At 39.7% G+C, this 17,582-nt stretch carries 7 protein-coding genes and 1 tRNA gene; all 8 read right to left on the bottom strand.

The window, feature by feature from the left end; genetic code table 11:
* Positions 1–540 precede the first annotated feature (540 nt).
* The 8 genes from V7K89_RS33980 to V7K89_RS34020 all read right to left on the bottom strand — a co-directional run bounded on the left by V7K89_RS33980 (position 541) and on the right by V7K89_RS34020 (position 17,529).
* Positions 541–614 (bottom strand) — tRNA-Met (locus V7K89_RS33980).
* A 166-nt stretch (positions 615–780) separates the two neighbouring features.
* Positions 781–3,030, bottom strand: coding sequence for a peptidoglycan DD-metalloendopeptidase family protein (locus tag V7K89_RS33985; protein ID WP_335195273.1), 2,250 nt, complete (start codon positions 3,028–3,030; stop codon positions 781–783).
* 859 nt (positions 3,031–3,889) lie between these two features.
* A complete protein-coding gene (locus tag V7K89_RS33990; protein WP_335195275.1) occupies positions 3,890–4,351 on the bottom strand; it encodes a tRNA (cytidine(34)-2'-O)-methyltransferase in 462 nt (153 codons plus the stop codon).
* Between the two features lie 365 nt (positions 4,352–4,716).
* A complete protein-coding gene (gshA, locus tag V7K89_RS33995) occupies positions 4,717–5,856 on the bottom strand; it encodes a glutamate--cysteine ligase (protein ID WP_335195277.1) in 1,140 nt (379 codons plus the stop codon).
* Positions 5,857–6,045: 189 nt separating this feature from the next.
* The gene (locus V7K89_RS34000) at positions 6,046–7,878 is read right to left on the bottom strand and encodes a hypothetical protein (RefSeq protein ID WP_335195279.1); all 1,833 of its coding nucleotides are present in this window, start codon (positions 7,876–7,878) and stop codon (positions 6,046–6,048) included.
* The gene (locus V7K89_RS34005) at positions 7,856–12,148 is read right to left on the bottom strand and encodes a translation initiation factor IF-2 N-terminal domain-containing protein (protein ID WP_442941837.1); all 4,293 of its coding nucleotides are present in this window, start codon (positions 12,146–12,148) and stop codon (positions 7,856–7,858) included. Before V7K89_RS34005 ends, V7K89_RS34000 begins: the two co-directional genes overlap by 23 nt.
* Before the next feature lie 233 nt (positions 12,149–12,381).
* Entirely contained in the window at positions 12,382–12,618 is a 237-nt protein-coding gene (locus V7K89_RS34015; protein ID WP_335195281.1) for a hypothetical protein, read from the bottom strand.
* Positions 12,619–13,047: 429 nt separating this feature from the next.
* The gene (locus V7K89_RS34020) at positions 13,048–17,529 is read right to left on the bottom strand and encodes a translation initiation factor IF-2 N-terminal domain-containing protein (RefSeq protein ID WP_335195283.1); all 4,482 of its coding nucleotides are present in this window, start codon (positions 17,527–17,529) and stop codon (positions 13,048–13,050) included.
* Between the last annotated feature and the right edge of the window lie 53 nt (positions 17,530–17,582).

A 17,582-nucleotide genomic window follows, 5' to 3' on the forward strand; every position in this document is an offset into this window, starting at 1 on the left:
AATTGATGAATGGTTTTCCAGCTTCTCCGATTCATTTCTCTATAGCTAGCTAATCTTCTCCTATTTTTCTTCCCCGAAGGTAACAAAAGAGGGATAAGTATTCATTACGAGCATGAATTGAGCGATTCCAATTCTAGAGATTTAGAGCAGGCACGGACAGATCCGCTTCCTAATTTTCTAGAATGACTGGTATTTTATTTCTTTGCAAGTCCCTAACCAATCATTAATTGATTATGTCAATAGCCAGCGTCTGGTTAACCCACTTGTGTGCTTGGGAGATGGCCAATCGCTGTTTACCATTTTCGTCAAAATAAATCTTAATCTTCAGATTGAGCAAATATACTCAACCTTGATAATCAAATAAGTAATAGCGCTGCAGTTCATGTTCTTTGTAACAGCTTGAATTTCGACACCAATTAGTGAAAAAGCGACATTAATTTGTGAATGTACAATAGTCAAAAGAGCCTTCTATAGAAATTCAGCTCCCTAGTACTATTGATGACTAGAAGCTGAAACCTTTATCTTATCATACTTTTAAAATGGCTCAGGTCGGAGTTGAACCAACGACCCCAGGCTTATGAGTCCCGTGCTCTAACCAACTGAGCTACTGAGCCATGTTTTTCAAAATCATTAATCAATATAGCATAGAAATTTGCTCAAGACTAGCCCCTTTTGCAATTTTGTTAGAACTTTCATCCCTATTAAGCTAATAGAAAGTAGAAGAGGGAGGTAGACTCCCTCAATTAACAAGGCAATAATTTAGTTACAGACAACCAATAATTATAGGCGTTCCGGTAACATAGCTATTGGGTTAACAGCACCCTTGCCTGATGGATGGATTTCAAAGTGGGTGTGTGGTCCAGTACTGTGACCAGTACTACCCATTAAAGCAATTGTTTCTCCCTGATGTACTACCTGACCAGGTTGCACCAGAATCTTGCTGTTATGAGCATAGCGAGTCGTGCTGCCATTAGGATGGCGGATTTCGACGAGGTTGCCGTAGCCACCATTGTTCCAACCAGCTTTTTGTATCGTCCCCTCAGCTGAGGCGACAACTGGCGTGCCAGTGGAGTTAGCAACGTCAATTCCTTTGTGCATTCTGCCCCAGCGCCAGCCATAGCCAGAAGTGAGAGTGCCCTTTGCCGGCCAGGTGTAAGCTAAGGTTGAGGAAGATGGAGGAGGTGTAAGTTCGTCAATGGGTCTGGGAAGATATTGATCCACTGCTGCCAAAGGCGGTAATACCTGTGGAGAAACTGTGGTTCCTCGCATCTTTCCTAAAGAGTCAGAGGCATTTACTCTTCCAGGAGGCGTTGCCACCCTTGTGGCAGATTGAGTGCGAGAGGGAGTCCACTGGCTAGCAGAACCTAGATTAGGCAAGAATTCTGGGTTTACTGCTTCGGTAGGGCGTACAGTAGTATGGAATTGGGGCTTAATTGGCTGAACGCTGTAGTTAGCCCGAATCGGTGTCGGAACTGGAATTGGTATTGCTACACTATTTGGTCTAGATGCAGGGTTGGGTGCGGTGAAATTATTGGGAGTAGAAATAGGAGTGAGTATCGCAGCATTATTAGCTTCAATCGCTGTTGCTGGCACAATTAAACTACCAGACTGTTGAGCGCGATATTTCTGCTGTAACCTCTGGATTTCCGTTTGTAAGCCCCGCAAACGGTCATTATTGTTATTGTTTACCCTTGCTACCCTATTTGCTGGTGTCTTAGGCTGTTGCATTTCGGCAAAAGCTTGTGGCACTGCAATGTCACCACCGACGCCATAAGACTTAGCACCAGAGGGGGCAGTTTCTAAGTCGGTTGCACTATTTGCCTGAATCTGCACAGTTATCGGTGTAGGGACGGCAACGCTGCTGTTGTCGGCAATAGTTGGTAATGGTAAACTAGGTAGATATGAGTTGGCACTACCAATATTCAAAGGGGAGGTAGCAACATGAGGAGTTTTGCTAGACTCTACATAAGTGGGCTGACTCGCTACAGTTGCCTCAACTTGAACAGCAGGAATAACTAGTTTCTGACTAATTTGCAGCTCATTGGGATTATTGAGGTTATTTGCTTTAACTAGTTCTGATACTGAAGTGTTGTATCTATTGGCGATCGCTGCTAATGTATCTCCAGGCTTAACTTCGTAGGCTGTATGTGTCGAGGAGGCAATAACTACTGGCGTCGCTGGGACAGATGCACTCGTCTGTGTCTTCTGTTTTAACCTCGATATCAGGTTCGCATGGCTTGCATCGCTAGAAGTGTCTAACTGGGCTGCTAATGCAGTCTTCTCAACCACAGTTGTCGGCAGTGCCAATTCTATATCAGCTTGTGATAAATTTTTGGTTTCTCCAGACTGTAACTGCGCCAGACTCTTTCTTAAACGGTTCGACTTTTCTTGTAAGCGATTTAGTGCGAACTCTTGTTGCACCTTAAGTTGTGCATTTATTTCACTGTTAGCTGCGCCAGATGTTGCCACTATTTGTGGCTGGGCAGTTAGTGATGCGTTTGTACTATCAACACTATAGTCAGACAGATTATTGACTGTTGGAAAACTAGTTTCGGCTAAGGTATTGTTCAATCCCTGTACCACTTTGGGCTTCAGGTAAGTGGAATTTTTATAACCTGCGTTTGTTTGAGAAAACGTGTTTGATGCAGCTCCTTGCAAAGATATTCCACTTGCCGCGACTTGCCATTTAGCTTCAAGCCCAGGCACTTGTGAGACTGCCGTTGGTTCCACGATTACAGGATTTTCCGGCATGCTCACTGATGAGACTGCTTGGGACTCCAGCTTAGTGGAGGCGAATTTCACCTTGGTGTCAGGAACAGCAGGAATTGTTGAGGTCGCCTTTTGGCTGCCTACTGGCACCGCTGCTTGGGCTTGATCGCTTTGTCGAGTCACCAAAAGGCTGGTTGCTCCCATAGAGATTGCCAAGCCAATCATTGCCGCTTTTGTCCGCACCCGGCTGTTAACTTTTGGATTTATCACATTTAGCAGTTCTACCGGGGCATCATCGCTGCTGGGGTTATTGTTCAACACAGCTTTTACTCTCTTTTTCAATGCTCGTTTCAAAGACGACCTCCTAATGATCACTAGCGCTTAATCTACCTCGATTTTTCAGTTGCATACTAGTCAATGATTTAGATCGCAACGAACGATAGATCGAGATCACATTCACCAGAGATGCTTACGCAAGATTAACCTGCTTCTCTGATTTAGACAAGTTCACAACATCTGCTAGCAAAACTTAAATTTTGCAGTGTTTACTTGTCCGAACCACTCCTAACACCACTCCTAACACCACTTAGGACGATTGATCTTACATCTTTACCATTATCCGCGCTTGTCTTGCGTCAATTGCGGGGACTGGACAAACATATTTGCCAAGTCCAAGTCGCTGCTAAGAATTAAATTGCGGCGACTTCTGGAAAAGTTATGCCCCCTGCTGTAGATATCTTCAAGATATTTCTACCCGATCCGTCTTCCTCAACACGAGACTTTACGTTGATTATTCCCTAAAAAACAACCGTATTAACTATCGGCTACTTTTGGGCTGATTTCTGTCCTTTGTTGAGCCAAAATAGCTCAAATATAAGACATGACTGGATTTTAGCAATTTCGTTCCTAGTTTAGAATGTTTTAAATTCATCAAAATCTATCATTCAAATTTGGCAATATCCCAAGTTTCATATACAAATTTCTTATAATAACCTTACTATCCTTGTAAGTATCTTCCACTACATTTTGCAAATAAATCCAATTTTTTGTATATAATTTTACATATTTTTGCTGTTCCTAGAAAATTTTTGCAGTCAAAAATGAATTGTCTAATAGGTTTATAAAAAAGTTATAAGTAAATACACTTATAACTATTCATGTAGACAACTATTGTAAACAACTATTGTAAATATCCTAACTGACGACGGGTTTCAAATAAGCCAATTGCTACACTTACTGACAGATTCAAACTGCGAACCCCCGATTGGCTCATGGGAATATAGAGGGTAGCATCGCAATCTGACAGAATCGCTGGTGGTAAGCCCGTGGTTTCACTACCAAACAGTAGCCAATCATCAGGTTGAAACTGAAAGCTTACATAATTACAATTTCCGCCAACCGTATAACCCAACCATCTGCCGCCACGCCCCCGATGTAAGGTCTTAAAGGCTTCAAGGGATTCATGGTAGTGTAGTTTTACATAAGGCCAGTAATCTAAGCCAGCTCTTTTGAGGTAGCGATCATTAATTTCAAACCCCAAAGGGCCCACCAGATGTAACTCTGTACCCGTAGCTGCACAAGTACGGGCAATATTACCTGTATTAGGAGGTATCTGCGGGTTAACTAAAACTACCTGAGGCATTATCCGTACATTTTAAGTATTGTATAAAACAATTTATTGCCAATGTTAAATCTACCAAAAGATAGAGGCTATTCATAGGTTTTGTTAATAATAATCAAGCATCCTCTACCGATTAGATTTTTAAAAGGAAGTACAAATCATCCCAGAGCAATGCCTGAGAGGATATTTGGCTAAAATCAGGAAATATTAAATTTTATGTATAAAAAGTTAGTGCTTGTGTCTTTTAAAGCTGGTAGTGCCTAGAAGAAAATCTACCATTTGTATGAAGACGGGAGTGGAGAGTAGAGAGTAAGGAATGAGGGAATGAGGGGACAAGGGGATAAACAAAGTGTTTTCTCAATGCCCAATCCTCAATGCCTTTTGAGTTAACCCAGCAAAGACGAACACAATTTGTCTTCAAGTTCGATTTCGCGTTCTTGGGTAGCGATAATAGCCTGAGTGATGACGCGCTGACTGTCAAAACCGACTGCGTGTAATTGCAACCACTGTTGAGCTTCATTGCCTTCACGGAGGATTTTGTGCAAAGGGGAAAGGAAACAGCTAAAACCTTGTTGCTTGGCGATCGCCCAAACATCTTGGTAAATTTCGCCAATCCAATCTCTTGCTATAATGCTTCTGCCATCTTGCCAATGCCTCAACTGAGCATCAAGACTACCAGCAGCAGCAGCAGCTTCGTTGTCAGCAGTCAGAGTCACAAGTTCTTCAGCAGAGAAAGTACTTTGGGTTAACGGATCGATGCTGGGATTTTCGATTATTTGCAACAAACGCGCTTCTAATAAGGCAGTAATTGCTAGTAAGGCAATAGGATCTGTGACTAAATCGCAAATTCGCAATTCTAGACGATTCAAGTCATAAGGACGGCGATCGCCATTTGGTCGCACTGATACCCACAAATGCCGCACGTTTTGCATGGTTCCGGCAAGGAGTTGATCTTCCACCCACTGGATATGATCGGCGTGGCTGGCAAATAAGGGGACGTGGCTAGGCGTTTGTGGGAAGACCCCCCAACGCGTGGAGTGATAGCCAGTAGCTTTGCCATCCAAGAAGGGAGATGAGGCACTGAGGGCGAGAAATAAGGGCGCTTCCATACGGATCGCTCGACACGCCCGCATTAATACTTCTGGGTCGCTGATGCCTATATTTATGTGTACGCTAGCGGTAACTACTTTCGTGCCGTACGTGTTCTCAATGTAATCATGATAGGGGTTTGCTGGATCGGAACGTATAAAGCGATCGCCCCCACCCAAAGATAAAGTACTCCCTGGTATTAAGGTGTAATCGCCCAAACGACTGAGGTAGTTTCGCAACTGCCGCCGGGGACGCAGCAAAGCACACAATAAATTTTCGTAATTGTGAGATGGTTGGGTTATGTATTCGACGTTGCGGCTATCTGGCTCCCGCATAAATCCATCCAAAGCCGCAACAATTTTGTCGGAGAGACCGACGATTTCACCTTGAGGCGTGCCAGTGTACATCTCAATCTCAAAGCCCTTTAATAAGACCACCTTGTTCTCCTCGGCTTCTCTCTGCCTATAAATTGTATCGAACAAGACGAATCTCTGGATCTATCTTTAAGTCTATCAAAGGTTAAGAATCATTTAATTGCCAATTCCTACGAAATCAAGACGGCATATTTCTGGGCTGTCTTCTGATAAATTATTACTTTTGAAGTATGAAAAATATCTTAATGTGGGTTAATCACGGTACAAAATAAAATCATTAGGTGAATCACTCTCTTGAACAATCTTGAGACGTATAAATTGCGCCCATACTTCATCACTAAGTAAGTTGAAAGCAGTTTTGGGATTGTTAATTGCGATCGCGCCGATGACTTTACGCCATCCCTGTTGCAATAATTCAATAAAAGCCTCTTCAATAGAAACTTGACTCAGCAACGAAAGTGCAGTTTTAAAACTTGCTGAATCACCTGATAAGTTTTTCGACTTTAATCCCTGTATTGCGACATTCAACCATACAGGCAGAAGTTCAAACCAATTATTTTTCTGTATCTCTTTGAGTGCAATATCTTCCATACCTAGCGCCCCCCACATACATAAAGACTCTACAGCCAGTTTAGAATTGCGGTTTTCTAGAGCATTTTGCCATAATTTTTGAGCGTGATTTTGGAAACGATTAGCAAGAAACTCATAAGCTTCCTGGACTTGAAGGGGAATTGTCACTTTATAAACGGACTCACCTCGTGGTAGGTAATCGCCGCGATAAGATAACCAGTTATGAGATCCGCAAAGATGTATTTTTTGATCAACTATTACTTCTTTGATATGGGAATCTCCTAACCAAAAAACCTGTACAGATGGTAAACCATCAGGTGTTTTTATCGCTCGAAGTTTTTTTTCTAATTCTGGTGGAATTGGTTTATCTTCATTTTCTTGTCGCCGTGCAATTCCATATCCAATTAAAATCCAAACTCCGCGATTAGCTAATTTCTGTAACAAAGTTAGAAATTTTTCATTGACAACTGATTGATTCACCCAAGGAGAATAGATTATTACCTGACTTTTAGCCGAATTTAAAACTTCTGAAAAAGCTAGGCTAATTTGTCCATCGCGTAACTGTATGACTTCACCTAACGCTTTATAGTTACCTACCTCATTATTGGTTTTTGTAGCAGCTTCTAGCGCCTTTTGGCAAATCTTTTCGACTCTAGCTTCTATTTCGGTATTTTTCTGCTTGAGAATAGCTTCACGTTGAGAACTGATGGTTTCAGTTGACAATTTGCATAATGTTTGCAAAGATATTTTACCTTCGGTATGTAGCAGTTCTAACCAATTTGATGCTGACTCTAAAATTTGCTTTCCATTTCTTATTTGGATACTCAATTTCTCTTCAAGAGCATCAAATATAACGAAAAGCGATATCTTTCTACAGATTTTTTGAGTCGAAGCTAGTACCTTACAGGAAGTGACGATTTTTCCCTCTTCTGGTACATGAAGTGCTAAACCTGAAGCTTGAATACTTTTTTGGATTTCCTCAAACGGGAAGGAAGCAATATCAGCAATTGTATTATCAATAGTTATAAAATCTGCCAAATCAGGCAAATTTATCACTGTCTCGTTTAGTGATTCAGATTGAAAGGTTATCTTGTTGCTTAAAGGGTCTGTAATAGCATAAATTTGTATAGGATATGGCGGTTGTGGTACAGACCCTTTTTCATAAAATGAGCGACCTTCAGGAGTAACTGTTAGTGGCGATGTTGGTGATAGAGTTTGTAAGGAACGAAGAGTTGTAGTAGTAGTTTTAATAAATACAGAATCAAGCCCAAGTACAGAGGCTAATTCATCTTCTGTCGGCGGAGGTTGAAATTCAAGAGCTGCGCGGATAATAAATTCTTCGAGTACATTAAACTGGCGGGGTTCCTTGATATTTAGTTCTACAGGAGTTTGACGCAAGCTATAACGAAATTGACGCGCTGCTAAAACTAATAAACTAGGGCTTTGGGCTTCTATTTCATCTACCAATTTTTTGAGGTTTTCATCAATTGGTTTAGCAGAAAAGGCGAGAAACATCAACGAAACCTCCTTGTAAACGCACTATATTTGAAACTTCGGAGTACATACTCCCGACTTGTCCACGCTGCTGAGTAAATAGCGAATGACAACCCACAATTACTAATAGTTCTTGAGCGCGAGAAAATGCAACGTTAACTCGTTCTGGTTTTTTGGCAAATCCCACATCTCCCCTACTATTATTACGAACCATACTCACAATTACAACAGGTCGTTCCATACCTTGAAATCGGTCTACTGTACCAGTGGTGATTTGCAGCGATGGGAAATCTTTAGATTGCAGGCGTTCATCAATTTTTCTAAGTTGAGCGCCATAAAAAGTAATAACGGCGATTTCTTTTTTTGGCTCACCATTAGCAACTCTAGAAGCCCAAGTAGTCTCAAACTGCTTACACAAAACTTCAATGGCATTAATTTCTTCAGTATTAAAGTAAGAGGTTCTATTTTGTTCTTGCCGCTCTAAAAACTTCTTTTCTATAGGTGTTCTTACCCAAATAATATGGTGAGATTCTTGGATGATTTCGCCTGCTAAATTATGGGCGCGTTTTATATCTGGCTCTAAAATACCACATTCTAGTTTACCATCATAAAACTGATTGATTGCACCCATAATTATCGGGTGCATTCGATATTGAATATTTAACATTTTTTTGATGTGATCATTAGCAGTTTCAAACTGAATTTTAAAAAGTGACTCTTGCAATAACTGTAGTTCTGTATTTATGCTACCAATCTCTTGATAAACTTCCTCTAAAGTATTTGTATCAAGCATCGGTGGTAATTGTCGATGGTCGCCTACCATGACTAACTTTTTGCCTTTCAAGGCAGGGATTAGTAACTCTGGAGGGGTACATTTACTAACCTCATCAATAATAACAACATCAAAGTATTTGAATTCTTCGGAAAAATCTCTATTTGCAGCTTGCACACAAGTTATGCCGATGACGTTAGCATTGTCTAGATAAATGCGCCTTAAATCATTGTGAGCACCTTCTGTTGGCTGTCTTAATTTACCTATCCAATCTTGGACAAATTGGTGATATCGATTGAGATAACTTTCTTCAGTTATGAGTTGCTGTTGCCAATGTTCAAGCTTTGCCTTGATAGTGCGTAAAAATTCCAGATTAAATAAATCTGTAGAATTAACTTTAGGCTTGAGTTTATTAGGAATTGCTTCCCATATTAACCGCCACCAAGTTCGCTCAGTTGATATATATTCTAATTGTTGCTGTAAATGCTCAATAATTTCCTGTATTTGATTTTGAGTTTCTATAAATTGGCTTTTGTAAGTTTCAGTTGTTTTCTGCAAGCTACTAATGCGAACTATAAGCAGGTCTTTACTAGTGGAAAGTGTAGCAAAAGGCTCGATTAAGGAAATTAAATTATCAAGTTGCTTGGTACGATTTTTCCAATTCTGTATTTTTGCTCTAAATTGTGGTATTTTAGTCAGAATATTTGAAGGATTATCGAGGTAATCTTGCACTACAAGTCTTAATTCTTTGGGTAAGTGTGGGAAAGGAAAAAGTTCTTGTAAGAGTGCGATCGCTCTTTTAAATTTGAAGTCAGCTTCACTGCGATAATTTTCTAGCTGCTCTTGATTAGCAGATATTTTTTGCTGCTCATTAGCCGCTAACCTCATCTGTTCATTTAATTCAACCCTAAGCTGTTTTTGCTCTTTTTCTGTTTCAGCCTGTAGTTGCTTTAGCCATGTACGCGCACTCTTAACCATGCCGTTGGCTACCTCTACTGTAATTTGGGAGATAGCGGATTCACTCTCAACAGGTTGAACTCTTTGACGTATAATCTGGGCTTGTCTCCTAATAGCCTCAAGAGTTACCGCCGCACCATAACATCGGCTATACGGACGTAATTTTTGAGCTATGGAATCCAAACTTGGCTGGTTGACAGCAACCGCAAGCACCCATTCAATAATCCGACCCCAGATCCCTAATGGTTTCTCAATGTCATCGATGCTATTTTGTGCTAGTTGCTTCAGCTTTATGAGAGATTCCACAGGGTCTTGCACGTTACTAACGCTCACCTGGGAAATAGCAGCTTCATTGATTGGGCGATTACCTAGTATATTTCGCCCCCGCACTAGTAAATCTCTGATTTCAGTAACCCGACTGCGTACCCTATCCCATTGGCGATAATTTTGAATTAATTCATTGACTTTTAACTGACACTGATCAAGACTTTGTTGCCAGGGTAGATATTGAGCTTCCATCATCATGCTTTGTAATCTCGAAGGTAATGAAATTAAGTCAACTGTGAAGTCTTGACGATTTTGTAAGCACTGTGTCAATACATTTGCAATATTTAAATTAGCTGTAGACAGCCACATATCAAGGTCATTTATTGCTAAACTGACCTCAGATTCACGGTTATGTAAATTCCTAATTCTTTGCTCTAAACTTTGCTGGTTTACAAGCAATTGTTGGTGATTTGACTTTAGGGGAGCAAGAGATTCTGAATTTTGTGTGTAAGTTTGTGCAGTTAACTCCGCTTCGGTCATTGCCATAGCTATATCACTGGCGTAGGCTAATGCTGTGCGAACTTCAGCAATCCAAGAAGTTACAGTGTTCTGCAACCAACCAGCTAAACCAAATAAGCTATGATTTGGTTGAACCATACCAAGTTCAGAAGCCAAATTAATTGCTAACCGAAGATTTGCAGCAAAGTTTCGCAAGGAAACATCTGTAGATGTGTATTTATTCAGACCCGTCCATAAATTAAGAAGTGTTGGATCTTGCCAGTCTACTAAAGGTGCTTGATTCAACAACTCCTCCAAAGCAGTTTTCAGAGATTCGACCTCGGTCAGTTGGGATGCAGCTTGATTGTATTCATTTCTTTGGGTCGTACAAGCTGACTCTAAATTTGCTTTACGTGTCTGTAATAAATTCTGCTCTCCCTTAAATACTTCTTCTACTTTCAAGTATGCTGTGAATCGTTGTGATACTGCCAATAATTGACGTAAAACTCTTACATTATCGAGGCGTTGAGCAAGATTTTTTTCGCAGTCAGTAGCAGTATTTTCTAACCATGTACCAATCACTTGATCTTCTAGAAATGGCTGTCCTTGTTCTCCAACTTTTTCGGCGTTTCCCTTTCGCACAGCCCGGATTACAGGGTTATGAACTAATCGACTCAGGACATTATCTACTGCTAAATTGGCTTGAGAAGTTATTAGAGTACGTCCACCCCGTAGAGCAACTTGATAGCAAATTTCGGCAATTACGGTAGTTTTACCAGTACCTGGTGGCCCTTGAATTAGAACTAAATCCTCAGCTGCAAGAACCATTTCTACTGCTGCTTTCTGACTAGGATTAGCTGAGGATAACAACAAATCCTCTGGTTGCAATTCGATGGTTTTTTGTATAGGTCTTGCTTGGGAAGCGTCGAATAAAAACTTTCCCAAATTGGGATTTTGGGTATCTTCCTGTTTTAATTGTCTCAAGGCTGCTTTTTTGCGTTTAATCTGTTGGATGTCACCAACTGCCTCGAAAAATAAAAATCCGGTAGCTGGTAGCTGATAATGCCCTGCTGCCATGTAGTCAGCTAAATCGCGTTCTAGTCTCACGCTAATGGTACAACTATTTGGGATAATTTCTTTGATAATTCCTAATTGGCGACTGTTGCGCCAGTTTATTCCTATGGGAGTAATCTCAAACAGCTTAATCTGTTCGTTTTTTGCTCGTTTTACTCGTTCCCAGAAGTTTTCCACAGCCAAGGAATTTTGATCAGAACCGTCAAGAGTAGCTGAGGTTACGTCAATCACAAAAGTGATCGGTCTTCCGAAGCCGAAGCCATTGTGACTGAAAAAAGGCACACAAAATTGGCGTGTTTTAGCAATTTTTTCCTCAATCTGTAAAAATACTTCCCAAATTCGCAAATTATCTTCTGTAAGCAGATTCTGTGCCAATACCTTTGGTGGAATTGGCTTTGGGGTATTAGAGGCACGATTTGTTAAGATTTTGGGTCTAGGAATTTCCAGAATCTGTTCTTTGTGGAGTGGAGTAAGTGGATTTGAAGATATAATTTCTGGTGACTTTGGTTGACGACTTGTTATACCTAATTCATTTTTGGGCGCCCCATTTTTAGATGCAAGTTCTTCAGCAGCCCAACGGATTCGTTTTGCCTCAGACTCTGAAATCTCGCTGCTATAGCTTTTGACTGCAATGTTGAGTTGGTCGCAAATTACTAGTAACTCTTTGTTATCCAAATTCAATTCTTTTGATAGGTGATAGATTCTGACTTGGGCGTTGTTCATGCACCGCTTGCCTTTGCCAACAAAGTTTTCCAAGTCTAGTATTCCCAAATGCTGGGAAGGAACAACATCTTCAAGTTCTGCTGCTTTGCTTATTTGGATTACTATTGTCCACCAACAATAAAATTCCCGACTTTTCTAAGGAGTCGGGAATCTGAGCCTTTCAATTTTTACAAATCAAATAGTTACAAATCACGCAAAACGTCAAGTAATTTGATCACAATAGCAGGCAGGTTTTATGAAATAGGAGTGATTGTATCTTCCTTCTCCAATGATGGTGGCGATTCAGAAGAACTAGTGCTACTTTCTGGTGTTGAAAGCTGATCACTTACAATTCCATCCCATGAATAATTGCAGATTTTAGTACGAAGTAATGTACCAAACGTCAGGTTAATTGCTAGGGCGAAAGAATCGATAAAAATTAGATTTACAAAGCGATCAATCATTAGACCCCCTTGAGCTACATTGAGCATCAAGTGATATTTGCTTTCTTACTACACATGCCACAATCTCTTTTCCAGAAATGTCTGGTATCTTAATAATTCTCGGTTGAAGGGAAAGAAAACATTATTTATCGGTTTAATCTTCGGAACGAGTAACGCCAAAAGAAAGACTGCATTTCATCAGTGTAACTGCTAACGATGATACAGGTGACTGGATAAGCTCTACCTACACAGACTAATTTGTCCAGTAGATAAACTCAATCTGTTGAGATTGTCATCAATAGGTTTTAAAACTTACGCACACTCTACGAATTCTCAGCGCTCTTGGTACGGCAGTTGCTACCCTTCGGGAAGCCACCCTCCAGGTGTCTACAAGTCGGCAGAGCCACCCAACGCACTGCCTCGTCTTGGCGGTTCGATAAATTAAGCTTTTTAGCAATTTTTGCGTAAGTCCTAGGTTTAACTGAAGAGGCGAGAAATATCAACGAAACCTTTATGTGTATCGACAATATTTGATACTTCAGAATACATACTTCCAACTTTACCTGATTGATGGGTAAATAAATTATGACAACCCACAATTATTAGCAGTTCTTGAGCACGAGAAAAAGCAACATTTACCCGTTCTGGTTTCTTAGCAAATCCGACATCTCCTTTGCTATTGTTGCGAACCATACTTACAATTACAACAGGTCTTTCCATACCTTGAAATCTGTCTACTGTCCCAGTACGAATTTCTAATGAAGGAAAAAGTTCAGATTGCAGACGTTCATCAATTTTTTTTAATTGAGCGCCATAAAATGTAATTACGGCAATTTCTTTTTTTGGCTCACCATTAGCAACTTTATCAGCCCAAGTATTCTCAAACTGATGACACAGACGTTCAATCATATCAATTTCTGGAATATTAAAGTAAGAAGTTCCGTTTCGTTGCTCTACAAACTGATTTTCTATAGGCGTTTTTACCCAGATAAGATGCTGAGATTCTTGGATAATTTCGTCTGCTAAATGATGTGCGCGTTTTGTGTCTGGCTCTAAGATACCAGATTCTAGTTTACCGTCATAAAATTGATTGATTGCTCCCATAATAAATGGGTGCATTCGATACTGTGTAGTTAGCATTTGTTTGATGCTTTCATCAGCAGATTCAAACTGACTTTTAAATAATGATTCTTCTAAAAATTGTAGTTCGTCTCTTGTATTGCCTATTGTTTGAGCAGCTTCTTCTAAAGTGCTAGTATCAAGCATGGGTGGTAATTGCCGATGATCGCCTACCATGACTAACTTTTTGGCTTTCAAAGCTGGGATTAGTAACTCTGGTGGAGTACACTTACTAACTTCATCAATAATCACGACATCAAAAGATTTGAATTCTTCAGAAAAACCTCGATTTGCAGCTTGAACACAGGTAATACCAACGACATTAGCATTATCTAAATAAATACGCCTTAAATCGTCGCGATTACCTTCCGTTGGCTCTCTTAATTTACCTATCCAATCTTGTACAAAATTCTGATATTTATTCAGATAAATTTCATCTTTTTGAAATTGTTGCTGCCAAAATTCAAACTGAGTATTGATTTTATGTAAAATTTCTATACTAAACAAGTTAGTTTGATAATTTTCTGGTTTAAATTTATCAGGTATAGTTCGCCATTCTCTCAACCACCAGTTTCGTTCTTCTATTAAGTTTTTTGATGGCTGCGGTTGTGATTTTTGTTCTAGTTCGCGTAAATTTATTTGTAATTTTTGAACTTGCTGTAGAGAAGTTTGTGTTTCTTCTTTTAGCTTTAATAAATGCTCATTTAGAGAATGTTTAATTGTATCTAACACAGCAAAAGGTTCTAATAATGAAATTAAGGTTTCAAGCTGAATAATACAAATTTCCCAATAATTCACTTGATTTGTAAACTCTTGGGGTTGCTCCCAAATATTTGATTGTATTGCCAGATATTTTTCAACTAGAATACGTAATTGAGCAGGTATATTTGTTTGTTGATTAAGTTCTTGCAAGATATTAATCACCTGTCCAAGTTGGTAGTTAGCATCCTGCTGTGCTTTTTCTACCTCAGCTTGAGTAATAGATATTTGTTGTTGGCTAACTTCGTTTTTCTGGAGCTCACTTAGTTGTCGTTGCAGCGACTGAAGTTGTCGATCTGTTTCTGTTTTGACTTTTAAAACACATTGACGCGCATTTGCAAGGATAGTATCTAGCAATTCTTGTGTAATGCAGGTGAGAGTAGAGTCAATGTTATTCCATTCCCATGATGCACTATAAGTCCGTTGCATTTTCATTAAAAAAACTTGAGTATTTTCAACTAGTAATTTTCGCTGTTTTGGGTTGAGTAGCTGATAATTGTTAAACTGTTGATAGGTTTCTTGCCATTGAGTGCGATCGCTCTTTGATAGCACCATCGGAATCTGACTAAAATTTTGTTGTAAAAAATAGCTAAAATTATGCTGTTTACCCCGCCTGTCAGTAAAACTTCCGTCTATTTCATAAGCGATCGCCTTTGCTAATACTTCCCATTCAGGTAGGTTAATTTTGTAACCTGTTGGTACTATTGGTAGTTTTAATGTATTAGCAAACATCAATAAGCCTAACGGCAAGTCAACTAAATTTTCTGTCAATAGTAAACCTGATTGATAACATTCTTTTAAAGTTTGATAAAGATGAGAAGGTGCTGTAGATTTCCATTCTTTAACTGCTGAGATAATGTAATCTATTTCCCGTTTGCGGTTTTGCCATATCTGGATTGTTTGCTGTAGGTTTTGCAGTTTAGTAAGGTATTGCTGATAATCTGGTTGTAACTGATTTAACGAGGCGAAATTTTGTTTGACAACCTCCACTGATGCTGCAACTTCTAAGATGGCTTTACTTGTCTGTTGAGCATAAGCCAAAGCAGTTTTAAATCCAGAAATTTCTATTGCTACAGTTTCATGCAACCAAGCCGCTAAACCAAAAGCACCAAGCGCCGGACGCACAAAGCCAAGTTCATCAGTATATTTGATGGTTTGACGAACATTTGCTAAAAATTCTTCTACTATACTGTTACCTTCTGTGTAGGGCTTAAGAAGTGGTAAAAAATCTGTAACTTCTGAAGCTTCCCAGTTGATAATTGGTGCAGCGTTTAATATATTCTCTAATTTTGCAATTAGTGATTCAACTTCGTTATATTTTTCTACAGTTGCGTTGTAATATTTTTCTTGGGTTTTAAAGTTTGCCTCTAGTTTTAACTTATTCTTATTGAATTTAATTTGTTGCTGATTAAATTCTTCTTCTGCTTGAAAGTAGGCTGTAAATCTTTGTGATGATGCTAGTAATTGAGTGAAAATTTCAATATTTTCCAGCCGTTGAGTCAGATTATTTTCGCAGTCAGTTGCAGTATTTTCTAGCCATCTGCCAATCACTTGGTCTTCTAAAAATGGCTGTCCTTCTTCCCCAACTTTTTCAGCTTTCCCCTTGCGTACAGCCCGAATCACTGGGTTGTGAACTAATCGACTCAGGGCGTTATCTACTGCTAAATTGGCTTGAGATGCGATTAAGGTGCGTCCACCGCGAAGCGCAATTTGATAGCAAATCTCCGCAATTACGGTAGTTTTACCAGTACCGGGTGGCCCTTGGATAAGAACAAGATCCTTAGCGGCAAGTACCTTTTCTACTGCTGCTTTCTGACCAGGATTAGCAGAAGATAATAATAAATCTTGTGGTTGAAGTTCAACAGTTTTTTGAATAGGTCTAGCCTGAGAAGCATCGAATAAAAAATTACCCAAATAGGGATTTTGAGTATAACCGTTATTCAAATCATCTAAAGCCTTTTTCTTGCGTTGAATCTGCTGAATATCACCAACTGCTTCAAAACACAAAAATCCTGTATCTGGCAACTTATAACGCTCTGCTGCCATGAATTCAGCTAAGTCCCGGTCTAATCTGAGGCTGATAAGACAACGGTTGGGGTCAACTTCTTCAACAGTCCCTAATTGACGACCGCTAATCCAATTTTTACCGACAGGAGCAGTTTCAAAAAGCTTTAAATCTTCGTTTTTTGTACGTATTGCTCGTTCCCAGAAGTTTTCTACATCGAGGGAATTTTGATAAAAACCGTCAAGGGTAGCTGAGGCTACATCAATTTCAAAACTGATTCGTCTTTTGAAATTATAGTTGTGACTTACATAACGCACGCAAAATTGACGTGCTTTCGCAATTTTTTCCTCAATCTGCAAAAATGCTTTCCAAGCTTTAAGCTGATCTTCAGTAGGCACATTTTCGCCACAAACTGGCGCGGCTGCTATGCGTTTCAATGTTGCGGGTGGAATGTCGAGATGATGCTGATGATTAGCTAGCAAACGTAAGCAACAAGGTACAGCATAGCTATCAGCCTGTCCCCGTGAGTGTTCTAACAACTGAGCCGATAGTATTTTTATACCGTCGCGTCCATCTTTTGATACAGCCGCTCTAAATCCTAATGTTTTTCTCAGCTTCTCAAGTCTTGCAGGTAATGGAAAATCATTACAGTCTGTTGCTATTGTTAAATCCCAAATTTCTTCTCTTGCTTCTTTCCCTGCTCCTTTGCGACGCAGATAAAATAGAGAGGACTTTTTACCGACACATTCCCACATTAACTGATTAGCGCGATCGCGCCGCTCTCTAAATTCAGGATATGATTTAAGAGCGGTTTCACCTTCAAGATGGCGGATAAAACTATCAATTGCTGAAGCTATAAACATATAGCCCCAATCTTCAGAGTTTGTTTTAGTTTTCGAGGATTTTGCTGTTAGTTTATTTACTGCTACACGAATGCGTTCTGCATCTGATTCTGAGATGGTGCTGGTATGGCCTTTGACTGCAATGTTGAGTTTGTCGCAAATTGTTAATAGCTTTTTGCTATCCAAATTCAATTCTTTTGCTAGTTCGTAAATTCTGAGTTTGCCGTTGTTCATCCAGTACTGCCTTTACCAACAAAATAGTGTTTAAAACTCTACGATTTTGGGTA

The organism is Nostoc sp. (assembly GCF_036917515.1).
In the GTDB taxonomy this organism is placed as follows: Bacteria; Cyanobacteriota; Cyanobacteriia; order Cyanobacteriales; family Nostocaceae; genus Nostoc.